Here is a 25,222-nt window from a genome sequence, read left to right as displayed (position 1 = left end):
TCTTCGTGGTTCAAATGAGGTTTTCGCATGATCTTCGCGATGCTCGGTGAAGCCTGGCGCGCGATGGGCGCGAACCGCCTGCGCACTTTTCTCACCATGCTCGGCATGGTGATCGGCGTCGGCGCGGTGGTGCTGATGATGTCCATCGGACAGGGCGCGCAATACGCGATCAAGCAGAGCATCTCCGCGATGGGCAGCAACCTGTTCATCCTGCTGGCCGGCCACACCTCCAGCAGCGGCGTGCGCTCCGGCAGCGGCGGCGCGCACACCCTGACCGTCGAGGACGCCGCGGCCATCGCCGAACTGCCCGGCATGCAGTCCGTCGCGCCCATCCATCCCGGCAGCGCGCAGGTCGTCTACGGCGCGAACAACTGGAACACCTCCATCATCGGCACCACGCCGGGTTATCTGGATGCGCGCTCCTGGACCATCGCATCGGGAGCCGCCTTCACCGATTCGGACGTGCGTTCCGCCACGCGCGTCGCGCTGATCGGCCGGACCGCCGCTGAGAACCTGTTCGGCGACGAGAATCCGGTCGGCAAGACCATCCGCATCCGGCAAAGCCCGTTCGTGATACTCGGTACGCTGGGCCCCAAGGGGCAGAGCATGGACGGGCGCGACCAGGACGACACGCTCATCATCCCGCTCACCACCGCGCAGCGCCAGGTGTTCGGCGCCGAGTTCCCCGGCTCGGTGCGCATGATCATGGCGCAGACCGCCACGCAGGAGATCATGCCCGCCGTCGAAAAGGAAATGACCGCCCTGCTGCGCCAGCGTCACCGGCTGCGCGACGGCATGGACGACGATTTCTACCTGCGCAACCTGACCGCCGTCGCCGAATCCGCGGCGGAAAGCACACGCATCATGTCGCTGCTGCTCGGCGCGATCGCCTCGGTGTCGCTGCTGGTCGGCGGCATCGGCATCATGAACATCATGCTGGTCTCGGTCACCGAGCGCACCCGCGAGATCGGTATCCGCATGGCCATCGGCGCGCGCGAGCAGGACATCCTGATGCAATTCCTGCTGGAAGCCATCATCATCTCGGTGGTCGGCTGCTTCATCGGCCTGCTGCTCGGCGTCGCCGGCGCGCTGCTGGTCGAGCGACTGGCCGGCATGCTGGTCATCGTCTCGTTCATGTCGGTGGTGGTCGCGTTCGGCGTGGCCGCGACGGTGGGCATCTTCTTCGGTTTCTACCCGGCGAGGAAAGCCGCGCAACTCGACCCGATCGAGGCATTGCGCTACCAGTAGCCGCCGAGATGGATTGCCGGCTGCGAACGCGGTATCCTGTAAGGGACGCTACCGACCGGAACTTTCACGAGGAGGACAGGCATGGCGGACGAGACGCTCAAGCGCTTGCTGGAGGCCGAAACGAAGGCCGAACAGGTCATCGCGCGCGCCGACGCGGAGCGCCGCGCCATCATCGAGCAGGCGCAACATGACTCGCAGCTCGCCGAGCAGCATCATGCCGCACGCGTCGCCGATATCCACGCCACCTTCCGCAATCAGGCCGAACAACGCTCGCAACAGACCATCGCCGAACTGAAGCGCCGCCATGGCGAACGCTCCGCCGCATTGCGGCAGGCCGCGGAACGGAACCGGCAACAGGCGACGGATGCCGCCGTCGCGCTGCTGGTCGGGGACGAGAAGAACCTGCCATGAACGCTGCCGACCTCGCTTACCTGCACACCCGCGTCAGCATGCTCGAGGAAAAACTGCTCGATCCCGCGCGGATCCATGCCCTGATCGAGCTGCCCGCCGATTCCCGCCCGCCTGACGGGACGGGCACGACGGAAGCGGGCCGGGACGCCGTCGCCATCCAGTATGCCGGCGACCTGGACCAGAGCAACGTCACCATCCTGCTGCGGGAGCTGGCGCTGCTGATCCGCCCCCTGTCCGGGTCGTCGCGCGACCTGCTCGGCTACTGGGCGCACCGCTTCGAACTGAGCAACCTCAAGGCGATCATCCGCGGCAAGATGTCCGGCCAACCGCAACAGGCCATCGAGAAGAAGCTGCTGGACATGGGCAATTTCACCCGCCTGCCCACCGCCGAACTGCTGCAGAGCGACAACCCTGCGGAACTGATGCGCAGGCTGGAGCGCACCCCTTATGCCGACATCGCGCACCAGGCGCGGCACCTGCTCGATCAGGGCGAGGCGCTGTTCGCGCTCGACGCCGCCATCGACCGCCGCTATTTCGCCGGGTTGGCGCGGCGCGGCAACGACATCGGCAACCTGTCCGGCCAACTGCTGCGCGGCATCATCGGCAGCATCATCGACCGCGTGAACCTGGTCTGGCTGTTGCGCTACCGCTTCGCGTACAGCCTGCCGCCGGCCCAGGCCTACTACCTGCTGATCCCGGCCAGCCAGCGCCTCCCTGCGGCGCAATTGCAGCAACTGGCGCAACGCGCCAATTTCGAGGAAGCCATCGGCAACCTGCCGCGACCCTACGACACGCTGCTGGAAGGCACGCGCAACAACACCGAAGTGACGCTGCGGCTGGAATTCGAAACCTGGCGCATCGCCGGCAACGTGCTGCATCACAGTTCGTTCAACGTGGCGCGCGCGCTGGCCTACATGGTGTTGCGTGAACGCGACCTGCGCCGGCTGCGCGCCATCATCCGCGGCCGCAACCTGCATCTCGCGCCCCACCTGATACGCGCCGCGCTGGGCCTGCAACTGCCCGAAGACGCTGAAGCGGAACTGGTATAGGGAGCGCGCGATGTTCAAGCCGCAACCCATGCAACGCATCAGCCTCAGCCTGCTCAAGGACGACGCGCCGCAGGCCGCCCTGCTGCTGGCCAACTTCGGCAGCTTCGCCCCGGAGTTCGCCGAGGTGATCCCGGAGAACCTGCCGGAGCTGCCCGGCGAAAACTATCGCCGCGCCTACGAAGAGAACCGCTCGCGGCTGGACAAGATACTCGATCATTTCGCGATCGCCGCCCCGCTGGAGATCAGTACGCCGATGCAGCAGGTCACCCTGGCGCAACTGGACGAACTGAGCATCTGGCTCAGGCAGGTCTGGGCGCAATGCTCGGACGAGCAGGAACGCATGCGCAAGCTGCGCGACGAACACCGCCATACCGGACAACTGCTGCGCGCGCTCGACCAGTTCGCCGGGCTCAACATCGACCTGACCCGGCTGCAGAAAAAGGAAGGCTTGCTGGATGTCCGCGTCGGCACGTTGCCGCTGGCCAACTTCCAGCGCTTCGAAGAGGCGCTCAAACTGGCCGGCTATGTCGCCATCCGTTTCTTCACCAGCGCGGAACTGATCCACCTGATCATCGCCGGCGCCGGCGGACAGGCTGGCGGCATCGAGAACGTGCTACAGGCAGCCGGCTGGCGCGCGATGGACATCCCGGCGGAATTCCACGGCCAGCCCGCTCAGGTGCACCGCGAACTGGCCGGGCGCCTGAAGCGCATCGACGAGCAGACCCGGCAGGAAGAACGGCAACGGCGCGAACTGGCCGCACGCCCCGATTTCCACGCGCGCCTGGTCGATGCCGCGCAGACGCTGGCGCGCGCCGCGCCCTACGCGGAACTGGCCATGCAGATGCGCGGGCGCGGCAACCTGGTCACGGTCAGCGGCTGGATACCGGAGCGCCAGTTGCCGCATCTGCAGCAGATGCTGGAAAAGACGCTGCCCGACCGTTTCGTGCTGGCTGCGCGCGCACCGCGCCAGGACGAGCTCATGCTGGTGCCTTCGCTGATCAGTCACCAGCGCTGGCTGAAGCCGTTCGCCAGTCTGGTGCTGAACTACGGTGTGCCGCGCTACGGCGAGGTCGATCCCACCATCCTGTTCGCGGTCTCATTCGTACTGATGTTCGGCATGATGTTCGGCGACCTCGGGCAGGGCGCGGTCATCGCCCTGTCCGGCCTGCTGCTGCGCAAACGCCTCGGCCAGTATGCGCCGCTGGTCATCGCGGTCGGACTCAGCTCGTCCCTGTTCGGCGCGCTGTACGGCAGCGTGTTCGGCTATGAAAGCGTGATCCCGGCGCTGTGGATGTCACCGCTGAGCGACCCGATGCTGATGCTGGGCGTGGCGCTGGGCTGGGGCATCGGCTTCATCGCGCTGTCCACCCTGCTGACCATCCACAACCGGATCGTCGACGGGCGGCTGGCCGATGCATTGCTGGACAGTCATGGCGTGGCCGGGCTGCTGCTGTATGCCGGCCTGCTGGCCGCCGCCTGGCGCGCGGCCGGCGGCGATCCGCCGGGCGTCGCAGTCCCGCTGCTGGTCTGCGCGGCGCTTGCCGCCATCTTCATCCGCACCTGGCAACGCAACCGCGACAGCGCGACCGGCGAGCGCATACTGATCGTACTGGTGGAAGGGTTCGAGGCGATCATGGCCTATGTGTCCAACACGCTGTCGTTCCTGCGGCTGGCGGCGTTCAGCCTCAACCATGTGGCGCTGGCCATCGCCATCTTCACCGTCGGCAGCATGCTGCACACCGCGGGATACTGGATGACCGTGGTGCTGGGCAATATTTTCATACTGGTGCTGGAAGGCGCGATCGTCGCGATCCAGGCGTTGCGGCTGGAATACTACGAAGGATTCTCGCGCTTCTTCGGCGGCGACGGACGGCCGTTCCGCCCGCTCACGCTGGGCGGCGCACGTAAAATGGCAATGCAGGATTGATGGATAATTAAAACAGGAAAGGAGCAACCATGAACTGGCTCATCGCGATAATCGCATTAAACCTGATCGGCACCTTCGGGCTGGGCGCCTATATGGAACTCCGTCCGATGGCGGACGGCGCGCGCGCGCGCAAATGGTGGAAAGGCACGCTGGCCAGCAACATTCTGGTGTTCGCCGGCGCCAGCCTGGCATTGCTGGCCATCGGGATCGACACCGCACTGGCACAGGAAGCCGCCAGCGCACATGGCGAGATCTCCACCGGGCTGGGACTGGCGCTGCTGGGCGCGGGACTGCCGACCGGCCTGGCGGCGTTCGGCGCCGGGCTCGCGGTGGGCCCGGTCGGCGCGGCATCGCTGGCAATCATCTCGGAAAAACCGGAGATGTTCGGACGCACGCTGATCTATCTGGGCCTCGCGGAAGGCATCGCGATCTATGGCCTGGTCGTCACCATCCTGCTGCTGGGCAAGATCGCATGAACGACCTGCGACATGCCGGCGACGAACGCCGGCAGCCCACCTTGACCGCCCCGGCGCGCCTGATCGCGCTGGGCAGTGCGGCGCTGATGGAAGGATTCGAGTTGATCGGCTTCGAGACCTGGCCCGACCCGACGCCGGAGGCCGTGGAAGGACTGTTCCACGAATTGCTGCACGAGCAGCAGGCGGCGCTGGTGGTGATCGAACAGGCGCTGGCGCAGGATCCCGGCCGCAACCTGCTGCGCGCGCAGAGCGAAGGCGGCCGCATCATCATCACCGAGATCCCCGAGATCCTGCAATCCGCCAGCTACCATTCGCGCGTCGAGAGCCTGGTGCAGAACGTGCTCGGCGCCTCGGCACTGGAGGTTCCGGAATGAGCGACGCGACCCAGGTCGGCAGTCTGGAAGCGGCATTGCTGACACGCGCGCAGAAGCTCGCCGACGAATATATCGCCGGCGGTCACAATGCGCGCGAGCGGATATTGGCCGAGACCAACCAGCGCCTGCACATCGAGGAAGAGCGCGAGGTGCTGTCGGCCAAGGCGCATGCCGAGCGCATCTACCAGCAACACGTGCAGGCCGCCGAACTCAACCTGCGCGCCGAGCTCGACCGGCTGCGCTGGGGCATGGTCAATGACATACTCGCCGCCCTGCCTGCACGCATCGCGCAACTGGCACAGGACGAGCCGGCTTACCTGTCGCTGCTGCGCGGCTGGATCGCCGAGGGCGCCGCCTCGATCGAGCGCGACGCGCTGCTGGTGCAGGCGAATGCACGCGACCTGGCGCTGTTGCGGCGCGAATGGCCGACACTGGCGCGCCAGCTGGCGCCGGACAAGGACCTGCAACTGTCCGACCAGGCGATGGATCGCATGGGCGGCGTACTGATCGCCAGCATGGATGGCGACATCCGCCTCGACAATACTTTTGAGGGACGCATGGAAAGACTGGGCGAGCGATTGCAGCGCACCGTGGCCGACCGGCTGATCCCGGAGGAGCCTCCCGGTGGGTAAGGTCGTCGAGATCAACGGGCCGCTGGTCACGGTCGAACTGGCCGATGTGCCGACCGGCGAACAGGTGCGCATCGGCAGGCTCGACCTGATGGGCGAAGTCATCGCGCGCCACGGCAGGAACGCGCTGGTGCAGATGTATGAGCCCACCGAATCGCTGCGCCCCGGCGAACCGGTGGTCGCCCTCGGCCACCCGCTGTCGGTCGAACTCGGCCCCGGCCTGCTCGGCAACATCTTCGACGGCGTGCAGCGCCCCCTGCTGGAATATGCGAAACAGCATGGCGATTACGTGCCGCGCGGCGTGCACATCCCGCCGCTGAACCGCGACAGGACATGGCATTTCGAGCCGCTGCCGGAACTGCACGCCGGCATGCACGTTGCGGACGGCGCGGTGCTGGGCACCGTACCGGAAACGCCGAGCATCCTGCACCGCATCCTGGTACCGCCGGGCATGGGCGGCGAGCTGCTGGAGATCTCCGCCGCCGCCGACATCACCGTGGAGGCCGTGATCGCACGCATCAGAACCGGGGACGGCGCGACGCGCGAATTGCGACTGTTCCACCGCTGGCCGGTGCGCACGCCCCGCCCCTACCAGCGGCGCGACGACGCGGTGGCACCGCTGCTCACCGGACAGCGCATCCTCGATACCTTCTTCCCGCTGGTGAAAGGCGGGCGCGCCGCCGTACCCGGCCCGTTCGGTGCCGGCAAGACCATGGTGCAGCAGCAGATCGCGCGCTGGGCCGATGCCGACATCGTGATCTACGTCGGCTGCGGCGAGCGCGGCAACGAACTGGTGGACATCCTCGAGAGCTTCCCGCAGCTCACCGACCCCAACACCGGGCGCTCGCTGATGGAACGCACGCTACTGGTCGCCAACACCTCCAACATGCCGGTGGTGGCGCGCGAAGCGTCGATCTACGTCGGCGTCACGCTGGCCGAGTATTACCGCGACCAGGGCTACGACGTGGTGATGGTGGCCGACTCCACCAGCCGCTGGGCGGAAGCGTTGCGCGAAGTCGCCGGACGCCTCGGCCAGATGCCGGTCGAAGAAGGCTACCCGGCCTATCTCGCCTCGCGCCTCGCCGCTTTTTACGAACGCGCCGGACGGGTCGCCACGCTGTCCGGCGACAGCGGCTCGATCACGCTGATCGGCGCGGTCTCTCCGCCCGGCGGTGATTTCTCGGAGCCGGTCACCAGCCACACCAAGGAGATCGTCAAGACCTTCTGGGCGCTGTCCAAGGAACTGGCCGACGCACGCCACTATCCGGCGGTGGACTGGGTGGAGAGTTTCTCCGGCTATGTCGCGAGCTGTAGCGGCTGGTGGGCGCAACACGTCGATCCGCGCTGGGAAGCGCACCGCGCCAGCGCACTCGGCATCCTCGCGCAGGCCGACGAACTGGCGCGCATCGTCAACCTGGTCGGGCCGGAAGCCCTGTCGCCGCAGCAACGCTGGGCACTGGAAGGCGTCGCGCTGTTCAAGGAAGGCGTGCTGCAACAGAGCGCGCTCGACCCGGCGGACAGCTATTGCTCGCCGCAGAAACAGTTCGCGCTGCTCGACCAGATGTTGTCCATCTATCGCCACGGCCTGGAACTGCTCGACCACGGCGTGCCGGTGCAGGAACTGCTGCGCCTGCCGCTGCTGGCCGAAGCGCAACGGCTCAAGTCCAGCTACACCAACGACCGGATGGACGACCTGCGCGGCTTCACCGCACGGGTCGACGGCGAATTCGAGCGCCTGCGCAACGAATACGCGCAGCACGGAAAGGGGGCGTGATGATGCATATCGGAAAACCCGGCACATCAAGCTCCCCTCGCCCGGTTGCGGGAGATGCGCCCATGACCGTCACTTCCCTTCGGGTCGCTTGCTCCCCTCGCCCGCTTGCGGGAGATGCGCCCATGACCGTCACTTCCCTTCGGGTCGCTTGCTCCCCTCGCCCGCCTGCGGGAGATGCGCCCATGACCGTCACTTCCCTTCGGGTCGCTTGCTCCCCTCGCCCGCCTGCGGGAGATGCGCCCATGACCGTCACTTCCCTTCGGGTCGCTTGCTCCCCTCGCCCGCCTGCGGGAGAGGGGCTGGGGGAGAGGGCTGCGGAAGACAAGTCAGAGAAAAAAGCGCGGCGTCTATCCAACGCCAAAGCCCTGCGCACCCACCAGACCGATGCCGAGCAGCGACTGTGGTACCACCTGCGCGCGCATCGTTTCATGGACTTGAAGTTCAAACGGCAAAAACCGATGGGGCGCTACATTGTCGATTTCGTATGCATGGAACGGCGGTTGATCATCGAACTGGACGGTGGCCAACATGGCGAACAGATGGCCTATGACCGGCAACGGGATGACTGGCTGTGCGGTCAGGGTTATACGGTACTGCGTTTCTGGAACAACGAAGTGATGCAACAGATGGAGGAGGTGTTGGAGCAAATACATTGTGCGCTTACCCTCTCCCCCAACCCCTCTCCCGCAAGGGCACCCTCTCCTCAATCCTCTCCCGCAAGCGGGAGAGGAGGCGAACGAGAAAGGCCATGTTCAATCCCGGGGAGAGGGGAGCTAAAACGAGAGGCATTCGATGATCCTGCACGGGATGGAAGCAAAAACCAGTCCCCTCGCCCGCCTGCGGGAGAAGGCGTGACGCACCTCGCCAGCGTGGACCGCATCGGCTCCCCTCGCCACCCGCTTGCGGGAGAAGAGGTCATTGATTCCCCTGCCTCTGCGGAAAGGTTTGGGAGAAGCATGCCACCAAGCACAAGCAGGGAACTCAAGAATGAACCGTATGATGACCTGCTTCAGTCCCCTCGCCCGCTTGCGGGAGAGGGTCAGGGAGAGGGTCAGGGAGAGGGAATAACGCCATGAGCGACAAGGAATACCGTCTGGCTTCGGCGGCGCGCGGCGGGTTGCTGTTCATGCGCGGCGTGCCCGGTGTCGCGCTGGGAGACCGCGTGGTGGTACTCGACCACAGCGGGCGGCGGCGCAACGGCCAGGTGATCCGCACCTCGAATGAAACGGTCATGATCCAGGTACTGGAAGGCACCGACGGGCTCGACCTCGAACGCACCTGGGTGCGCTTCCTCGACCAGCCGTTCGAGATCCCGCTCAGTCCGGACATCCTCGGGCGCGTGTTCAACGGTCTGTGCCAGCCGCGCGACGACCGGCCGCCGCTGTTCTCGCGCCTGCAGCGCAACGTCAACGGCGCGCCGGTGAACCCCGCCGCGCGCGCCTACCCGCGCGAGTTCATCCAGACCGGCATCTCGGCGATCGACGGGCTCAACTCGCTGGTGCGCGGACAGAAGCTGCCGATCTTCTCCGGCTCGGGCCTGCCGCATAACCGGCTCGCCGCGCAAGTGGTGCGGCAGGCACGGCTGCCCGGCGAGGAATCGCAGTTCGCCGTGGTGTTCGCGGCGATGGGTATCTCGTTCAGCGACGCGCATTTCTTCCGCGAGACGTTCTCCGACAGCGGCGTGCTGCGCAACGTGGTGATGTTCCTCAACCTCGCCGACGAACCGGCGATCGAGCGGCTGATCCTGCCGCGCGCCGCGCTGACCGTCGCGGAGTACCTCGCGTTCGACCTCGACCTGCACGTGCTGGTGGTGATGACCGACATGACGCACTACGCCGAGGCGCTGCGCGAGGTCGCCACCGCCAAGGGCGACGTGCCCGCGCGCAAGGGCTACCCCGGCTACCTGTATTCCGACCTTGCGGAAATATATGAACGCGCCGGACGCATCCGCGAACGGCACGGCTCGATCACCATGATGCCGGTGGTCTCGATGCCGTCCGACGACATCACCCACCCGATCCCCGACCTCACCGGCTACATCACCGAAGGGCAACTGGTGCTGAGCCGCACGCTGAACAACCTCGGCGTCTACCCGCCGGTGGACATCCCGCCGTCGCTGTCGCGCCTGATGAAGGACGGCATCGGCAAGGAACTCACGCGCGAGGACCACGCCCGTGTCGCCAGCCAGTTGTACGCGTCCTACGCGCGCGCGCTGGAAGTGCGCAACCTCGCCTCGATCATCGGCGCGGACGAATTGTCCGAGACCGACCGGGACTATCTGGCGTTCGCCGGGGCCTTCGAGGGCCGCTTCGTCGGCCAGGGCGAGGACGAGGACCGCAGCATCGTCGAGACGCTCAACCTCGCCTGGGACCTGCTGGCGCTGCTGCCGCCGGACGCGCTGACCCGCGTCAGCGCTGACGACCTGGCCAAATACCACCAATGGCAAGGCACCGTTGCGAAGACGCCATGAAGACCCGGCTCAAAGTCCGCCCCACCAAGAACACGCTGCTGTCGTTGCGCCGCCAGGTGATCTCGCTGCAGCACGGGCACGACCTGCTGGAACGCAAGCGCGAACTGCTCACGCGGCTGGTGCAGCAGCGCCTGAAGAACTACCGCGAGCAGCGTCTCGCCGTCAGTCGCGCGCTCAAGGGCGCCTACCACTGGCTGGCCATCGCCCACATGCGCATGGGCAGCACGCAGTTGCGCCAGGCGGTGCTCGGACTCAAGCCGGTGCTGACGGTGCGCATCCTGCCGCGCAGCAGCATCGGCGTGGAATATCCCAGCGTGTCGGTGGAAAGCGCGCCGATCCTGCCGATCGGACTGATGTGGACCGATGCCAGCTTCGACGAGGCGCGCAGCCGCATGACCGAGATCGCCGCCCTGCTGGCGCAACTGGGCGAATCGGAAACCGCGTTGTGGCGCCTGCTGACCGAGCAGCGCAAGACGCAGAAGCGCGTCAACGCGCTCAAGTACAACGTCATCCCGCGCTACCAGGCCACCATCCGCCACATCGAATCGCTGTTGTCCGAGGAAGAGCGCAACACCCAGTTCCAGTTGAAGGTGATGCGCGAACAGTTGGAAACCAGCGAAGTCCAGTAGGGGGAAAAACACTTTCCAGGCATGCATCCACACATACCCTGTCATCGATCCCGCCAGTTGCGATGCGCAGTGGAATGTGCCCGAATCAGGCACATCGACCGGAAGCGTGTCATCATGCAGACCTCATGAAAGAAATCCTTCAATACCTGAAAACCCAAGGCGAGCGTTTTGACACGGAGATCGCAGAAGCCACAGGCATCCCACTCGCTTCCGTTCGTTCGCAATTGGCCGATCTTGCTGCCAGGTGTGAAGTGGTGGCGTGCCACTCGATCAAGTTCAACAAGGGCAAAAAGATCGAGCGCACCATCTACAGGGTTGCCGGCTACACGCCTCCCGCGTCGCCGGGCAGAAAATCAAAAGCGCAATTGAAGTTATCGTAGTCGTGTTTTCGCGGCAGACCGAATGGAATGTTGGCGACTAGGCCGAATTGCATAGATATTTCGGCATATACCCATAAAGGATGATCACTGCTAGATTGCGGCAGATTTTTCTGGCGTTTCATGTTATTGATCCTTCCATAAATCAGGACAAGATGATCAGAAATGAAGTCGAGTGAAATAAACCGCGTCATTCCCGCGCAAGCGGGAATCCAGCAAGAAAAAAATGCATTTTCATTAAACCCACTGGATTCCCGCTTGCGCGGGAATGACGGCGCGAATGTCATTAATTATGGAAACATCAATAGAAAAAATTTGACTCCGGTACCTTTCACCTTCAATTGAAGTTATCGTAGTTCGCGGCAGACCGAATGGGATTTTCGGCGGCTAGGCCGAATTGCATAGATATTTCGGCATATACCCACAGAGGATGATTACTGCTAGATTGCGGCAGATTTTTCTGGCGTTTCATGTTATTGATCCTTCCATAAATCAAGACAAGATGATCAGAAATGAAGTCGAGTGAAAAACCGCGTCATTCCCGCGCAAGCGGGAATGACGGCGCGAATGTCATTAATTATGGAAACATCAATAGAAAAAAATTTGACCCCGGTACTTTTCACCTTGAATGTCCGGCTCGCTTCATTTTCTTAAGGGAGGTTATATGTTTGTTACAAATCTTGAAGTCGTCCCCGGCAAGAGCATTGTGAAACACTTCGGTCTCGTTCAGGGAAGCACGGTAAGGGCAAAGCATGTGGGCCGCGACATCATGGCGGGCCTGAAGAACATCTTTGGCGGTGAACTCAAAGGCTATACGGAGTTGCTTCAGGAATCCCGCGAAGAGGCTGTCGAGCGGATGAAGCAGCAGGCAGAAGCACTCGGTGCGAACGCTGTCCTCAATGTCCGCTTCTCCACTTCAAGCGTAACCCAGGGCGCTGCGGAACTCTTTGCCTATGGAACGGCTGTCGTCCTCGAATAAATCCGCAACGAACCGACCTGGTGGAGATGATAAATCATGGATCTGCTCATATTCTTTACCCTTCTGGGACTTGGCTTCGTCTTCGGGCGATACGCAGAAAGCAGGCACTACAAGTCGATCATCCAGAGAGAAAAGACGTTCCTCGATCTGCCCGCCCTTCCGATCAGGGGTTCCCTCCCCCCGAACGCTTCTGTGAAAACGGTCCTGGTTGCCGGCAGCGTCGTTATTTCCGTCGATTTTTTCAAGAAGTTTCTCGCGGGCCTGCGCATGATCGTCGGTGGTCGTTTGAGAGCCTACGAAAGCCTTGTCGATCGCGCCCGCAGGGAAGCGATCCTGAGAATGAAGGAGGAAGCGCACAAGCTGGGAGCCGACATGATCCTGAACGTAAAACTGGAGACCTCCAGCATTTCAAAGGGCAACAAGGGTCAGATCGGCTCTGTCGAAGTACTGGCTTATGGAACGGCCATCATCCCTTCCACAAGGGCGCGCAATCAGTAAGTGACACGGCGTTAGCGTGGAAATAGAAAACAAGACCATCCCGGAAGGGATCAATTCATCGGACGACGATCCGCTGAAGGAATTTTTTCTGCTGACCTTTGGGATCATTGGCACGCTTGTCGTCCTGGTTGTAATCATCTCCCTTGCAGCGGAACTGCTCGCGCCCTTCGTTCCCTTCAGATGGGAAAAGAAAGTTGCAGAGCAATACCAGGAAGCCCTTTTGCAGAAAAGTCCGGGCAGCAAGCCAGACGGATCATCCGAAGCGCAACGGCAACTCACCGCCTACCTGCAACAATTGGCCAACCGCATTGCAAAAGCGCAGTCGTTGCCCGCCGACATGAACGTTACCGTTCACTACGTCGATACGGACACGATCAATGCCTTCGCAACACTTGGCGGTCATATCATTGTGTTCCGCGGCCTTATCGAAAAACTGCCTGACGAGAACGCCCTTGCGTGGGTCATGGCCCACGAAATTTCCCATATCAAGAACAGGGACCCGATCAAAAGCCTTGGGCGCGGCGTTATCGCCGGAACGGTCATATCCATTACCGGCGTGGCGATCGGCGACAGCATGGTCGAGAATGCCCTCGGACAAAGCGGTCTGCTCACCATATTGAAATTCAGCAGGGAGCAGGAAGAGAAAGCCGACATTGAGGCGCTTTATAGCCTCCATGCTCTCTATGGACATGTCGGCTCTGCCGGCGAGTTCTTTTTACAAGCCAGAAAACTTCAGGAAGAAAACAGCTCCGGGGAATTTGAATTCTTTGCAACCCATCCCCTCACTGAAAACAGAATAGGCAGGATCGGGGAGATCGCGCGCAAGCAAGGGTGGAAATCAAACGGGAAACCCCAGTCGTTACCGGAAGAATTTTTTAAATGGATTTGTACCGGCGGCAGCGTTGCCGTCAGCAAGGAAACGCCGCGCCAGGCACTTCCGCCTGCTGTCGGATCCCGGCGCTGCCCGAACGATCATTGACGTTTATCGATATGAATATCGACGAAGAGCGCAACACCCAGTTCCAGTTGAAGAAGATGCGAAAACAACTGGAAGCCGCAGAAACCTGAACGACCCGAAGCTGGCATTCGGCAATCCCGTGTCAGCCCCCGAACTCAAGCGGGACGCACCTTCACTCCTCATCATGCCGTCCGGTTCAGCCTCGGATCGAACGCATCGCGCACCGCATCGGCGAACAGGTTGGCCGCCAGCACCAGCACCAGCATGAACACGAAGGCTGAAGCCAGCGCCCACCACACCATCGGCTCGCGCCCCATCTCCAGCCGCGCGGCGTTGATCATGGTGCCGAACGAGATCATCGAAGGATCGACCCCCACGCCCACATAAGACAGCACCGCCTCGGCCAGCACCAAACCGGAGAAATCCATCACCAGCGCGATGAGGATGATGTGCATCACATTGGGCATGATGTGGCGCGTGAGGATGCGCATGGACGACACGCCGAAAGCCTGCGCCGCCTGGATGTATTCCATCTCGCGCAGCTTCAACGTCTCGCCGCGCAGCAGCCGGCACAGACCGGTCCAGCTGGTCAGGCCGAGGATCAGGCACAAGGCGACCAACCGCATGTCCGCCCGCGCCGCCGAGGTCTCGAACCATTCCGGGTGGGTATCCAGCGTGACCTGCATCATCAGCACCGCCGCCGCGATGAGCAACACGCTGGGGATGGAACTCAGCACCGTGTAGATGTACTGGATGACATCATCCACCCAACCCCGGAAGTAGCCCGCTGCCACGCCGAGGAACAACGCCAGCGGCAAGGTCACCAGCGTGGTCAATGTGCCGATGATCAGACCGGTGCGGATGCTCTTGAGCGAGAGGTAGAGCACGTCCTGCCCCACCTTGTCGGTGCCGAGCACGTGATAGACAGCGGCAAGGTTGGCGATGGCGCCGATGAGGGTGGTGATAACAAGGACTGCAATCAACAATGGGCTGCGCCATCCCCTCTCCCGCAGGCGGGAGAGGGTTAGGGAGAGGGCTGTGCATGTCTCGCCACTGCCCCCCTCTCCCCCGCCCTCTCCCTGCAAGGGAGAGGGGGTTGAACGGCACAGTATCCAGCTTGCCGCAACAAATATAAGCACGCCAATCAGCAATCCCAGCACCGCACCGATCAACGCCCGCTTCGCCACATCCACAGCGCGCTCCGATTCATCGGACAGGTGCGCGCCGCCATATTGCAGGCGCGGATAGTCGCGCACCACATTCCCGGCCTCGTCGGTCAGGCTCTCCTTGGCGTACAGGTGCAGCGCGAACGGTGCGGAATAGGTCTTCTCGGTATGCGTGCGCAGCGGCCCGGCCAGCTTGTCGAACACACTCAGCACCTCGGGTGAATATATCGTCTCACCGCTGTTGCTTTGCGGCATGGCGACCCGGTAATGCAGGGTATCCAGCAAGCCGATGACCAGGAACAGCGACAGCACCAGCATGGACACCATCGCCACGCTGCTCCGCCCCACCCGCTGCCACGGCAGCAGCAGATGCTCGCGCTTGCGCACATACAGGGCGGCCGCGATGACTGCCCCGATCAGCAGGAACACCAGCGCATCACTCCATAAAATCACAGGCACGAAACTCATGAAAAACCCGCCATCGTCATTCCCGCGCAGGCGGGAATCCAGCAAGATAAATAGCTCGCGAAGCGAACAACCGTCTTGTCTCGCTGCGCGAGAATGTTCTTGTTAACTGGATTCCCGCCTGCGCGGGAATGACGGAGGTCAGCAATGGCCGCCGCAGAGCCTTGAAGCGGATTCCCGCCTGCGCGGGAATGACGGATTCCTGTATGGCTTGTCATTGCAGCCTCACCCTCGGATCAACCATCGTGTACGAGATATCGGTCAGGATCAGCCCCGCGATGTACAGCACCGAGCCGAGGAACACCATCGCGCGCACCACGCTGAAGTCCTGCGCGTTGATGGCGTCGATGGTGTAGCTGCCAAGGCCGGGGATGCCGAAGAACGACTCGGTCAGCAGACTGCCCATGAACAGCAACGGGATCACCACCACCACGCCGGTCAGGATCGGGATCATCGCGTTCTTCAGCACATGGGTGAACAGCACGCGCAACTCGGAAAGACCCTTGGCCCGCGCAGTGCGCACATAATCCTTGCCGATCTCGTCGAGGAAGATGGTGCGATACCAGCGGCTGCTGGAACCGACGCTGCCGACCACGCCGATGAGGATGGGCAACACCACGAACTTGAAGCTGTCCGCCCCGCCCGCATAGCCGGAGATCGGCACCAGATGCCACAGTTTGCTGACCAGGAACTGCCCGCCGATGATGTAGAACAGGCTGGAGATGGACATCAGCAGCACGCACAGCGCCACACCCGCCCAATCCAGCGCGGTGGCACGGAACAGCGTCATCAGCAACGCAAAGCTGACATACACCACGAGGCCGATGAGGAAGGTGGGCAGCGCGATGGCCAGGCTGGGCCCCATGCGCGTCGCGATCTCGCGGCCGATGCTGCGCCCGTCGTCCGAATAGCCGAAATCGAAAGCGAACATACTGGCCGACTTCTGCCAGAAGATGGTATCGGTGACCTTGTCAACACCGCTCACCGCGCTGTTGACGAGCAACGGCTTGTCGTAGCCGCGCTGCTGCTTCCATTTCTCGATGGCCTCCGGCGTGACGCGCTTGATGCCGAGCTGCATGCGCGCCATGTCGTCCGGCGTGTTCACCACAAAGAACAAGATAAAGGTGAGCAGGTTCACCCCGATCAGGATGGGGATGGCGTAGAGGAAGCGGCGGACGAGATAGGCGATCAAAGTTTGGTCATGCCTTTACTTCTAATTATTGAGCCTTCCATAAATCAGGACAAGATGATCAGAAATGAAGTCGAGTGAAAAAACCGCGTCATTCCCGCGCAAGCGGGAATGACGGCGCGAATGTCATTAATTATGGAAACATCCATAATGAGTTACACGTATGACTAATCTTTCCAACCAAGCCACTGTGCATTCCTGAACATCTTCCTGATTTTCCAAACTACTTACAAATTGTCAATTGAATTTACCAATTGTAAATCCCCGTCCTATCTATCCAGCGGACTCACCACACCTCGCCCGCCTTTGTTCAGCACATGGGTGTAGATCATGGTGGTGGAAACATCGGAATGACCGAGCAACTCCTGCACGGTACGGATGTCGTAACCGCTTTGCAGCAGGTGCGTGGCAAAGGAATGACGCAAGGTATGCGGCGTGGCCGGCTTCGCCAGCCCGGCATCGCGCACGGCTTGTTTCACCGCACGCTGCACGCCCTTCTCATCCACATGGTGTCGGCGCGTCTTGCCGGAACGCGGATCGACCGACAGATTCCTTGACGGGAAAACATATTGCCAGCCCCATTCCCGCCCCGCATTCGGATACTTCCTATCCAGCGCGAAAGGCAGAAACACCTCACCAAAACCCGCTGCCAAATCCTCTTCATGCAGCGCTTTCACCTTGAGCAGATGAGCCTTAAGTTGCGCCACCACTGTTTCCGGCAACATCGTCACCCTGTCCTTGAACCCCTTGCCCTCGCGCACCAAAATCTCGTGCCGCTCGAAATCCACATCCTTCACGCGCAAACGCATCGCTTCCATCAAGCGCATCCCGCCGCCATACAACAAAGACGCGATCAACAAATGCGTGCCGCTCAAGCGTGACAACACCGCCTGCACCTCGGCCACCGTCAACACCACAGGCAAACGCTTGGGCGCTTTGGCCTGAGTCACGTTATCCAGCCACGGCAACTGAATCTCCAGCACCTCGCGGTAGAGGAACAACAAAGAACTCTTCGCCAGATTCTGGGTGGATGCCGAAACTTTGCCCGCGACTGCAAGATGAGTCAGAAAGGCTTCGATGTCCCGCGCCCCCAAATCTTTCGGGTGGGTCTTGTCGTGGAAGTAAATATAGCGTTTAATCCAGCCCAGATAAGCCTGCTCGGTACGGATGCTGTAGTGCTTGACACGCAACTTATCGCGAACCTGATCGAGTAATTTTGGAGGTTTAAGCGCGGTGCTTTTATCTGAAGAATTAGGGGTTGCCATAATTTCACCTCAAATGAAAACAAGGCATTGCAGCGTGGATGCCAGATTGTACACCGCCAAGGTGCCTTTCCCGGCATTTTTTAGGGTGTCTACTTTACGTTCAGCTGGATAGGTTGCGGCGTAGCAAGCGGGAGGAAACAGGATTGGTGGTAACACAAGCCGCCCAGATTCATGAACTGCAGTAATTGTGATAGCGTGCGAAGCGATGTTCGCACTGCCGCATAAAGCGAGCTTTGATGTCGGACAGTCGAGCCAACGCTTCGCGGCCTTGAATAAAATCATCGCGAATTTTCTGGAAGGGAATTGGTAATGCCCGCTTTACTGCTCTTTCCATATACAAGCCGCCCCCTCTCCCGCCGAACGTTCGTTCAAGCGGACACCGTTCGCTTTGCTCACGGCTACGCCCCACTGGTGCGGGCGCTGCCAACCACAAATCATGTTGGCATCGCACTGCCCCGCACTGCGGGGGTGCCGCTTAACTATATTCGTTCAGCTGGATAGGTTGCGGCGTAGCAAGCGGGAGGAAACAGGATTGGTGGTAACACAAGCCGCCCAGATTCATGAACTGCAGTAATTGTGATAGCGTGCGAAGCGATGTTCGCACTGCCGCATAAAGCGAGCTTTGATGTCGGACAGTCGAGCCAACGCTTCGCGGCCTTGAATAAAATCATCGCGAATTTTCTGGAAGGGAATTGGTAATGCCCGCTTTACTGCTCTTTCCATATACAAGCCGCCCCCTCTCCCGCCGAACGTTCGTTCAAGCGGACACCGTTCGCTTTGCTCACGGCTACGCCCCACTGGTGCGGGCGCTGCCAACCACAAATCATGTTGGCATCGCACTGCCCCGCACTGCGGGGGTGCCGCTTAACTATATTCGTTAGCGAATATTTCGCTCCTCTCCTACTCAAACATCACACATGAACATGGCCCACTTTTCCAACCTTCCCGATAAGTTCCCAGTATCGAATTTGGCAACTTTTGATTTTGGTGCTCCTGATGGAAAAGATGACCCACTGCTTGAAGCATGCGCGTTACAAATTACGCCAATCACGGAATTTTTGGAAGAAAACAAATCCATAGTAGTTGGTGAGCGGGGGACTGGAAAGACGGCTTTATTCCGCCTTCTCTCTGACGGCAAGTTAAGATTTCGTTCAACAGAAAAGTTTTCCCAAATCTACGTTGCCATTGACGAGGAGCTTGGATATAAAACTTTACGTGAGCACGTCGTTGCCCAAGTAAAGGATTCCACAAAATCACCGCACACATCTCACAGAATCGTTTGGGAACTCTATTTCTTCAGCCGATGTATTGAATCGCTCACGAAAAAATTCAGTAGTAACAGTCGCTTTGAATCATTGCGTGACAGATTCTACAAAACAATTGGTTGGACTCAGCACCAACGAGTTGGACTACTCGATATTTTGAAAGGGACAAAAAAGACGGTTGGCGTAAAGCTAGAAGGAGGCCACCTTGGTTATGTAATTCCTAATTTCTACACATCAGTTGAACCTGCAAAAGGCGATCCGTCGACCGACTCAACGCAGCTATTAGACGTCCCTCTGTTGAAATCCGAACTGAATTCATTTCTCAAGGATACTAAGACGGTTGTCTACTTGCTCGTCGACAAGCTTGATGAATTTGTCTCGGGTGAAGAGTACGAAACACAGAAGGAAATTCTTCAGGCTTTGGTGCAGTGCTGGCGTGACTATCAATCCTATCCAAATATTAAGCTTAAGCTGTTCATCCGCCGCGATTTATATGAACGCCTAGATTTCTCTGCAATTGGTCGCGACAAAATTGATCCAAAGAAAGTGGAGCTTAGGTGGTCTGCGGAGGACATCAGACAGTTTGCCGCGTTCAGGATATTTCACAATCTCGCTCCATGCCTAAAGAAAAAGGGGGGGTTGCGTCTGGAGTGCGACGAAAAATCACTAACTATCGACAAGGCGTTTCTAAAAGAAATTAAGGCACTAGATGCCGTGCCCAATGATCAGCTTTCCTGGGTTAGAAAACTAAGAAGGGTCTATTTGCGTCTCCGGGCACATTTAAAGCAGCGCAAACGCGATGAGTACGATGCTCGCACCATCAACATACATGATGCTGCGTTTCAAGCACTTATCACCGTAATATTTCCCACAAAGGTTACACACGTTAACAAGTCCAACAAGCAAGAACACATCGATTTGTCAGAGTATCTCGCCTCGCACTTCCAGTTTGCCTCGGGGTTTACGACACCTCGTGTGATTCTTTTATATCTCCAAAAGTGCCTAGAAAATGCGAAGGCGTATTACCGGAACAATCCTGATCAACAAATTCTGCTGAACGAGAAAGGAGAGTATCCAGTGTTCTTGCGTGAACAAATGGTGACCGCATATCATGACGTCCGAGAACTTTGCCTTACGACAATTCTTGGTTTAAACCGGGAGTTTGAAAAGGCAGCTACGATGCTCATTCAGCACATGAACAAAGGCAAATGCCACGATCAAATTACCTTCAAGGAGGCAAAGAAGATCATTGGAAAATCCATAGTGTCTGACACGCACTTGGTTGAAATACACTTAGATGAAGCATTGCGGAAGTTTTTCGCTTTTTATGAACATGCCGGTTTGTTTCGATGCATTAATAGAGCATTGCCTCCGGAAAGCAGAACATACGACCTCCCAATCTTTTTCCAACGAGTGCCTTTGGGTGCAGGACCAATTCGCTAACCCGGCAGTCCACACGGACGCTGCGCGATAAAGCCGCGCAGCGCCGGTGACTTCTACGTTAGCCCTCACTACACAAATCTAGGAGCGCACGATTTTCATGAACAAAGATTGGTTACAAATAGCGAAAGACTTTATCGTACCTTTGGTCGTTGCATTCTTACCGTTTGCGCCATCCATCTATTCAAAACTAACTGAGCCAACTTTACACTTCGTGTACGAAGTGAAGAATGAAAGAAATCCGGTTAACGAATGGAACCGGCAGCTATCCCACTTGTTTAAGCAAATCGACTCACCAGACCAAAAGATATCCGATAGTTTGCCTGCACCTCTTCTCAAAAAAATTGGCTCAGAGGTTTACAAGGCTCTCCCAGCCATGCTATCCGGGATCGGATACCATCCAACAGATAACAGCAAAGTTACGATTCTCAATGTTGGAGATCAGGAGCTTCGTAACATTCGTGTCTATTTCACAGGATGTGAAGGCTTCGACACTTATGAAACGTGGCCTGACTCATTGGGCAGCGCAAGCAACCCGCCACTTAATGGGCCAAGGTCAACGGGGCAAGTTACGCTACGCTATGACAAACTTTCACCGTCTGTCAATCATGCCAGCAGCATGGCTCAAATCTCCTTCTACGGAGAAAGCACATCAAATTGTGTCCCGACCGTTGAAGCAGAATTGGCTGATGGAAAGATTGCAGTCGGAAAGAAGACCCCAGCTCAAGAGTACCTGAATGAAGCTGCGTGGGATAGCTACAATAAAGAGAAACGCGTTGACTTCTTCTTCAAGCTGTTTCTTTCCTTTGCAGTTCTGTATTTGTTTATTCAGGTACGGAGCGTAAAGAAAGCGCGTCAACCGTGAGGGCTAACCCTACGCTCAAGCGGGACTGCGCAAAAGCGCGCAGCCCCTTAGCTCCACTACAAGGGCTTCCCCAAATTCTCAAGTGGTTTTGATTTTCTAATTCATTGCCATTCTCCGTTTCGTCTCATGTCGCGCCGCTTGCATCGTGCGAGAAGGTGAAGGACTGCTAAACTACAAACGGTCATGTTGGGCTATCGCCCGGACCCTGATGAAAGACGCGCGCCGGGGCCTCATTCGTTAGTCGGGTTCTACTGCTCCCCATGAAGCTAACCAGGCTCTCCCGGCGCGGGTCCAACCCGCTTCACATCAACGCTGGCAGTGCATCGGTGATTCCTTGTCGCCGCACGGCGGCGCATATATTCCTTTCAGGTTTCTTCTTTCTGGCAGACGGTTTTGGTTTTCACACTTTGCCCGGCTCCAGTCTGAAATCTTCGCCGTACTTCAGCACCGCCCACGCCAGCCTCGCATTCTTCGCCGCGATCGCGATCACCGCACGCCAGTAGCCGCGCCGTTCCTGCAACGATCTGGCCCAGCGGCTGAAACGATCCTGTTTGTCGCCGAGGCTGTTGAGTACGGCGCGTGCGCCCATGACGAGCAGGCTGCGCAGGTAGTTGTCGCCGGCTTTGGTGATGCGTCCGAGGCGCGCCTTGCCGCCGCTGCTGTATTGCCCCGGCACAAGGCCGATCCACGCCGCCACCTGGCGTCCGCTATCGAAGTCGTGCCCACCACCGATGCTGGCCAGCAAGGCGCTGGCAGTGGTGGGGCCAATACCGGGGAGTTTCATCAGGCGCTTGCTGCGTTCGTCGTCGCGTGCGGCCTGGGCGATGGCGCGGTCGTATTCGGCAATGCGCTCATCCAGCCGGTCGGCGTGGGTGAGCAGGTCGGCTACGCAGCGGTTGGCGTAGCCCGGCAGGTCTTCCAGATGCGCGCCGATCTCGCGGCGCAGGCAGGCCACTTTTTGCGGCAGGACGATGCCGAACTCGGCGATGAGGCCGCGCAGGCGGTTGTAGCTGGCGGTGCGTTCTTCGACGAATCCCTGTCGGGTGCGGTGCAGACACAGGATGATCTGTTGGTGTTCTTCTTTGATCGGGACAAACAGCATGGCCGGGCGCGTGACGGCTTCGCAGATCGCTGCGGCATCTGCCGCATCGTTCTTGCCGCGCCGGCCTGTCATGCGGTAGGGCGCAACGAACTTCGGGGCCATCAGTTTGACGGTGTGTCCGTGTTGCCGGAACAGCCGCGCCCAGTGGTGCGCACCGGAACACGCTTCCATGCCGATCAGGCAGGGTGGCAGTTGTGCGATCAGCGGTAACAAGTCCGCGCGTGAAACTTTCGGTTTGACCAATACTGGCTTGCCGTTATCATCTACGCCATGCACGGCAAACACGTTCTTGGCGAGATCGATTCCTACGGTGATAATGTTCATGGACTTCCCCTTTCGTGGTGTTGATGAAATGATCAGAATTCCATCATGGCACTCGTTGCCGTCTGCGGAAACTTCTCCGCTGCCTCGGGACGGGGAAGTCCCTTTCATTCGTTGGGGGGCTTGAAGTGAATGACGGAGGTTGCATCTGTGCCAAATAGTAAATTTCCCACATTACGCTTTACAGCTTTAGTATTTTTAGGCACTGCAATTTCGGTAATTGGCGGATTTTTTGTGGACATGCTTGCAAACTTTATTCCGCATCAAGGTGGCATTATTAGGTACGTAGGTGGATGGGCCGTTGGTGTGGTCGCTTTAGTGCTCGCGATAATCCCTCTATTTAAATTGTTTGGCGTGATTCCGCATAGGGGCAGCCGAAAACACGAAGAACGAGACTCGAGTTAATCGCAATAACTGCTGAGTACATCCCAACTCAAAAAAGGTGCTGGAAGATTGATGGCAATATTTAAATGGAGCTGCAATCCCCCCAACCCTGCGCTCAAGTTCGCTCCCTCCGGTCGCTGGGACGCGCCTTCGGCGCGCCCCTTAGCTCCATACATTAGGCCGCAAACATGAAGCGCAATATCGTTTGCCTTTCCTCAAGCACAATTGTCCTGCTCTGTACGTTGCAGGCTTTCTACTGGCCGCTTCTTTCGATTCCGGGCACCGTTATCGAGTGGTGGCAGGTCGGCTTCCTTGCAAAGGTCGGCTTCTTCGTTGGTGCGCCTGTGCTAGTGGCAGTCGCAAAGTCTCCGTTTTCTGGTTTGCCTCAAACCCTGCTTGGCTGGTCTCTTGCATTCATGTGGGCTGCTGTCGTTTTCTTCGTGCTTCGCGCTGGTTTCGGCGCGCTTAGTCAAAGGTCTCGCCATGCAGCCTAACCCTACGCTCAAGTTCGCTCCCTCCGGTCGCTGGGACGCGCCTTCGGCGCGCCCCTTAGCTGCACTACAAGGGCTTCCCCAAATTCTCAAGCGGTTTTGATTTTCTATTTCATTGCCATTCTCCGTTTCGTTTCAATTCGCGCTGCTTGCATCGTGCGAGAAGGTGAAGGACTGCTAAACTACAAACGGTCATGTTGGGCTATCGCCCGGACCCTGATGAAAGACGCGCGCCGGGGCCTCAATCGTTAGTCGGGTTTAACTTCTCCCCATGAAGCTAACCAGGCTCTCCCGGCGCGGGTCCAACCCGCTTCACATCAACGCTGGCAGTGCATCGGTGATTCCTTGTCGCCGCACGGCGGCGCTTCTGTCCTTTCAGGTTTCTTCTTTCTGGCAGACGGTTTTGTTTTTTTGTTCAGACCGTGCCCGGTTCCAGTTTGAAATCTTCGCCGTACCTCAGCACCGCCCACGCCAGCCTCGCATTCTTCGCCGCGATTGCGATCACCGCACGCCAGTAGCCGCGCCGTTCCTGCAATGATCTGGCCCAGCGGCTGAAACGATCCTGTTTGTCGCCGAGGCTGTTGAGCACGGCGCGTGCGCCCATGACGAGCAGGCTGCGCAGGTAGTTGTCGCCGGCTTTGGTGATGCGTCCGAGGCGCGCCTTGCCGCCACTGCTGTATTGGCCGGGCACAAGGCCGATCCATGCCGCCACCTGGCGTCCGCTGTTGAAGTCGTGTCCACTGCCCATGCTGGCGAGCAAGGCGCTGGCGGTGGTTGGGCCAATGCCGGGGAGTTTCATCAGGCGCTTGCTGCGTTCGTCATCGCGTGCGGCCTGGGCGATGGCGCGGTCGTATTCGGCAATGCGTTCATCCAGCCGGTCGGCATGGGTGAGCAGGTCGGCTACGCAACGGTTGGCGTAGCCCGGCAGGTCTTCCAGATGCGCGCCGATCTCGCGGCGCAGGCAGGCCACTTTTTGCGGCAGGACGATGCCGAACTCGGCGATGAGGCCGCGCAGGCGGTTGTAGCTGGCGGTGCGTTCTTCGACGAATCCCTGTCGGGTGCGGTGCAGACACAGGATGATCTGTTGGTGTTCTTCTTTGATCGGGACAAACAGCATGGCCGGGCGCGTGACGGCTTCGCAGATCGCTGCGGCATCTGCCGCATCGTTCTTGCCGCGCCGGCCTGTCATGCGGTAGGGCGCAACGAACTTCGGGGCCATCAGTTTGACGGTGTGTCCGTGTTGCCGGAACAGCCGCGCCCAGTGGTGCGCACCGGAACACGCTTCCATGCCGATCAGGCAGGGTGGCAGTTGTGCGATCAGCGGTAACAAGTCCGCGCGTGAAACTTTCGGTTTGACCAATACTGGCTTGCCGTTATCATCTACGCCATGCACGGCAAACACGTTCTTGGCGAGATCGATTCCTACGGTGATAATGTTCATGGACTTCCCCTTTCGTGGTGTTGATGAAA

24 protein-coding genes are annotated in these 25,222 nt (G+C 59.6%); 19 read left to right on the top strand and 5 right to left on the bottom strand.

Going from position 1 to position 25,222, the window contains the following annotated elements:
* The first annotated feature begins 27 nt into the window (after positions 1-27).
* The 16 genes from IPM27_01145 (at position 28) to IPM27_01070 (ending at position 13,820) form a co-directional block, all read left to right on the top strand.
* Complete coding sequence (locus IPM27_01145; protein ID MBK9160175.1) at positions 28-1,248, top strand: ABC transporter permease; 1,221 nt, start codon at positions 28-30, stop codon at positions 1,246-1,248.
* An 81-nt stretch (positions 1,249-1,329) separates the two neighbouring features.
* Positions 1,330-1,659: an ATPase gene (locus tag IPM27_01140; protein ID MBK9160174.1), complete on the top strand. Its 330-nt coding sequence runs from the start codon at positions 1,330-1,332 to the stop codon at positions 1,657-1,659.
* Positions 1,656-2,708, top strand: coding sequence for a V-type ATPase subunit (locus IPM27_01135; protein MBK9160173.1), 1,053 nt, complete (start codon positions 1,656-1,658; stop codon positions 2,706-2,708). The genes IPM27_01140 and IPM27_01135 overlap by 4 nt, the downstream gene beginning before the upstream one ends.
* A 10-nt stretch (positions 2,709-2,718) precedes the next feature.
* Positions 2,719-4,635, top strand: coding sequence for a hypothetical protein (locus IPM27_01130; protein ID MBK9160172.1), 1,917 nt, complete (start codon positions 2,719-2,721; stop codon positions 4,633-4,635).
* 29 nt (positions 4,636-4,664) lie between these two features.
* Positions 4,665-5,111, top strand: a complete 447-nt coding sequence (locus tag IPM27_01125) for an ATPase (GenBank protein ID MBK9160171.1) — start codon at positions 4,665-4,667, stop codon at positions 5,109-5,111.
* Positions 5,108-5,485: a hypothetical protein gene (locus IPM27_01120; GenBank protein ID MBK9160170.1), complete on the top strand. Its 378-nt coding sequence runs from the start codon at positions 5,108-5,110 to the stop codon at positions 5,483-5,485. Before IPM27_01125 ends, IPM27_01120 begins: the two co-directional genes overlap by 4 nt.
* Complete coding sequence (locus tag IPM27_01115) at positions 5,482-6,117, top strand: V-type ATP synthase subunit E (GenBank protein MBK9160169.1); 636 nt, start codon at positions 5,482-5,484, stop codon at positions 6,115-6,117. Before IPM27_01120 ends, IPM27_01115 begins: the two co-directional genes overlap by 4 nt.
* Positions 6,110-7,888, top strand: a complete 1,779-nt coding sequence (locus IPM27_01110; GenBank protein ID MBK9160168.1) for a V-type ATP synthase subunit A — start codon at positions 6,110-6,112, stop codon at positions 7,886-7,888. The genes IPM27_01115 and IPM27_01110 overlap by 8 nt, the downstream gene beginning before the upstream one ends.
* 242 nt (positions 7,889-8,130) lie before the next feature.
* Complete coding sequence (locus IPM27_01105) at positions 8,131-8,964, top strand: endonuclease domain-containing protein (protein MBK9160167.1); 834 nt, start codon at positions 8,131-8,133, stop codon at positions 8,962-8,964.
* The gene (locus IPM27_01100) at positions 8,961-10,358 is read left to right on the top strand and encodes a V-type ATP synthase subunit B (protein ID MBK9160166.1); all 1,398 of its coding nucleotides are present in this window, start codon (positions 8,961-8,963) and stop codon (positions 10,356-10,358) included. The genes IPM27_01105 and IPM27_01100 overlap by 4 nt, the downstream gene beginning before the upstream one ends.
* Complete coding sequence (locus IPM27_01095; GenBank protein MBK9160165.1) at positions 10,355-10,987, top strand: V-type ATP synthase subunit D; 633 nt, start codon at positions 10,355-10,357, stop codon at positions 10,985-10,987. Before IPM27_01100 ends, IPM27_01095 begins: the two co-directional genes overlap by 4 nt.
* A gap of 125 nt (positions 10,988-11,112) precedes the next feature.
* On the top strand, positions 11,113-11,367 hold the full coding sequence (locus tag IPM27_01090; protein ID MBK9160164.1) for an ArsR family transcriptional regulator: 255 nt from the start codon (positions 11,113-11,115) through the stop codon (positions 11,365-11,367).
* Positions 11,368-11,529: 162 nt separating this feature from the next.
* Complete coding sequence (locus IPM27_01085; GenBank protein MBK9160163.1) at positions 11,530-11,709, top strand: hypothetical protein; 180 nt, start codon at positions 11,530-11,532, stop codon at positions 11,707-11,709.
* 319 nt (positions 11,710-12,028) lie between these two features.
* Positions 12,029-12,343 (top strand): YbjQ family protein, encoded by a 315-nt coding sequence (locus tag IPM27_01080; GenBank protein MBK9160162.1) that lies wholly within the window; start codon positions 12,029-12,031, stop codon positions 12,341-12,343.
* 36 nt (positions 12,344-12,379) lie between these two features.
* Positions 12,380-12,841 carry a YbjQ family protein gene (locus IPM27_01075; GenBank protein ID MBK9160161.1) on the top strand — a complete coding sequence of 154 codons (462 nt, stop codon included), beginning with the start codon at positions 12,380-12,382 and terminating at the stop codon, positions 12,839-12,841.
* 16 nt (positions 12,842-12,857) lie between these two features.
* Positions 12,858-13,820 (top strand): M48 family metallopeptidase, encoded by a 963-nt coding sequence (locus IPM27_01070; protein ID MBK9160160.1) that lies wholly within the window; start codon positions 12,858-12,860, stop codon positions 13,818-13,820.
* A gap of 161 nt (positions 13,821-13,981) precedes the next feature.
* On the opposite strand, the gene IPM27_01065 is transcribed toward IPM27_01070, so the two are convergent.
* The 3 genes from IPM27_01065 to IPM27_01055 form a co-directional block, all read right to left on the bottom strand.
* Complete coding sequence (locus IPM27_01065) at positions 13,982-15,433, bottom strand: ABC transporter permease (GenBank protein ID MBK9160159.1); 1,452 nt, start codon at positions 15,431-15,433, stop codon at positions 13,982-13,984.
* A gap of 211 nt (positions 15,434-15,644) precedes the next feature.
* Positions 15,645-16,622, bottom strand: coding sequence for an ABC transporter permease (locus IPM27_01060; GenBank protein ID MBK9160158.1), 978 nt, complete (start codon positions 16,620-16,622; stop codon positions 15,645-15,647).
* Between the two features lie 266 nt (positions 16,623-16,888).
* Positions 16,889-17,884 carry an integron integrase gene (locus IPM27_01055; GenBank protein ID MBK9160157.1) on the bottom strand — a complete coding sequence of 332 codons (996 nt, stop codon included), beginning with the start codon at positions 17,882-17,884 and terminating at the stop codon, positions 16,889-16,891.
* A 917-nt stretch (positions 17,885-18,801) separates the two neighbouring features.
* Between IPM27_01055 and IPM27_01050 the strand changes: the two genes are divergently transcribed.
* On the top strand, positions 18,802-20,592 hold the full coding sequence (locus IPM27_01050) for a hypothetical protein (GenBank protein MBK9160156.1): 1,791 nt from the start codon (positions 18,802-18,804) through the stop codon (positions 20,590-20,592).
* A gap of 97 nt (positions 20,593-20,689) precedes the next feature.
* A complete protein-coding gene (locus tag IPM27_01045; protein MBK9160155.1) occupies positions 20,690-21,454 on the top strand; it encodes a hypothetical protein in 765 nt (254 codons plus the stop codon).
* Positions 21,455-21,854: 400 nt separating this feature from the next.
* Here the strand turns inward: IPM27_01045 and IPM27_01040 are convergent, their stop codons facing one another.
* Positions 21,855-22,880, bottom strand: a complete 1,026-nt coding sequence (locus IPM27_01040; GenBank protein ID MBK9160154.1) for an IS110 family transposase — start codon at positions 22,878-22,880, stop codon at positions 21,855-21,857.
* Between the two features lie 569 nt (positions 22,881-23,449).
* On the opposite strand from IPM27_01040, the gene IPM27_01035 reads away from it, so the two are divergent.
* Positions 23,450-23,755, top strand: a complete 306-nt coding sequence (locus IPM27_01035; GenBank protein ID MBK9160153.1) for a hypothetical protein — start codon at positions 23,450-23,452, stop codon at positions 23,753-23,755.
* A gap of 412 nt (positions 23,756-24,167) precedes the next feature.
* Here IPM27_01035 and IPM27_01030 read toward each other — a convergent pair whose 3' ends face one another.
* On the bottom strand, positions 24,168-25,193 hold the full coding sequence (locus IPM27_01030; GenBank protein MBK9160152.1) for an IS110 family transposase: 1,026 nt from the start codon (positions 25,191-25,193) through the stop codon (positions 24,168-24,170).
* Between the last annotated feature and the right edge of the window lie 29 nt (positions 25,194-25,222).

The sequence above is a fragment of the Nitrosomonadales bacterium genome, from assembly GCA_016716325.1.
In the GTDB taxonomy this organism is placed as follows: Bacteria; Pseudomonadota; Gammaproteobacteria; order Burkholderiales; family Gallionellaceae; genus Gallionella.
The sequence above is the reverse complement of the archived record's forward strand: the minus strand, read 5'-3'. Positions and strand labels throughout refer to the sequence as shown.

Coding starts and splice junctions, on each gene's coding strand:
- IPM27_01145 (MBK9160175.1), top strand. CDS start 28: ATGATCTTCGCGATGCTCGGTGAAGCCTGGCGCGCGATGGGCGCGAAC.
- IPM27_01140 (MBK9160174.1), top strand. CDS start 1,330: ATGGCGGACGAGACGCTCAAGCGCTTGCTGGAGGCCGAAACGAAGGCC.
- IPM27_01135 (MBK9160173.1), top strand. CDS start 1,656: ATGAACGCTGCCGACCTCGCTTACCTGCACACCCGCGTCAGCATGCTC.
- IPM27_01130 (MBK9160172.1), top strand. CDS start 2,719: ATGTTCAAGCCGCAACCCATGCAACGCATCAGCCTCAGCCTGCTCAAG.
- IPM27_01125 (MBK9160171.1), top strand. CDS start 4,665: ATGAACTGGCTCATCGCGATAATCGCATTAAACCTGATCGGCACCTTC.
- IPM27_01120 (MBK9160170.1), top strand. CDS start 5,108: ATGAACGACCTGCGACATGCCGGCGACGAACGCCGGCAGCCCACCTTG.
- IPM27_01115 (MBK9160169.1), top strand. CDS start 5,482: ATGAGCGACGCGACCCAGGTCGGCAGTCTGGAAGCGGCATTGCTGACA.
- IPM27_01105 (MBK9160167.1), top strand. CDS start 8,131: ATGACCGTCACTTCCCTTCGGGTCGCTTGCTCCCCTCGCCCGCCTGCG.
- IPM27_01100 (MBK9160166.1), top strand. CDS start 8,961: ATGAGCGACAAGGAATACCGTCTGGCTTCGGCGGCGCGCGGCGGGTTG.
- IPM27_01095 (MBK9160165.1), top strand. CDS start 10,355: ATGAAGACCCGGCTCAAAGTCCGCCCCACCAAGAACACGCTGCTGTCG.
- IPM27_01090 (MBK9160164.1), top strand. CDS start 11,113: ATGAAAGAAATCCTTCAATACCTGAAAACCCAAGGCGAGCGTTTTGAC.
- IPM27_01085 (MBK9160163.1), top strand. CDS start 11,530: ATGAAGTCGAGTGAAATAAACCGCGTCATTCCCGCGCAAGCGGGAATC.
- IPM27_01080 (MBK9160162.1), top strand. CDS start 12,029: ATGTTTGTTACAAATCTTGAAGTCGTCCCCGGCAAGAGCATTGTGAAA.
- IPM27_01075 (MBK9160161.1), top strand. CDS start 12,380: ATGGATCTGCTCATATTCTTTACCCTTCTGGGACTTGGCTTCGTCTTC.
- IPM27_01065 (MBK9160159.1), bottom strand. CDS start 15,433: ATGAGTTTCGTGCCTGTGATTTTATGGAGTGATGCGCTGGTGTTCCTG.
- IPM27_01055 (MBK9160157.1), bottom strand. CDS start 17,884: ATGGCAACCCCTAATTCTTCAGATAAAAGCACCGCGCTTAAACCTCCA.
- IPM27_01050 (MBK9160156.1), top strand. CDS start 18,802: ATGAACATGGCCCACTTTTCCAACCTTCCCGATAAGTTCCCAGTATCG.
- IPM27_01045 (MBK9160155.1), top strand. CDS start 20,690: ATGAACAAAGATTGGTTACAAATAGCGAAAGACTTTATCGTACCTTTG.
- IPM27_01040 (MBK9160154.1), bottom strand. CDS start 22,880: ATGAACATTATCACCGTAGGAATCGATCTCGCCAAGAACGTGTTTGCC.
- IPM27_01035 (MBK9160153.1), top strand. CDS start 23,450: ATGAAGCGCAATATCGTTTGCCTTTCCTCAAGCACAATTGTCCTGCTC.
- IPM27_01030 (MBK9160152.1), bottom strand. CDS start 25,193: ATGAACATTATCACCGTAGGAATCGATCTCGCCAAGAACGTGTTTGCC.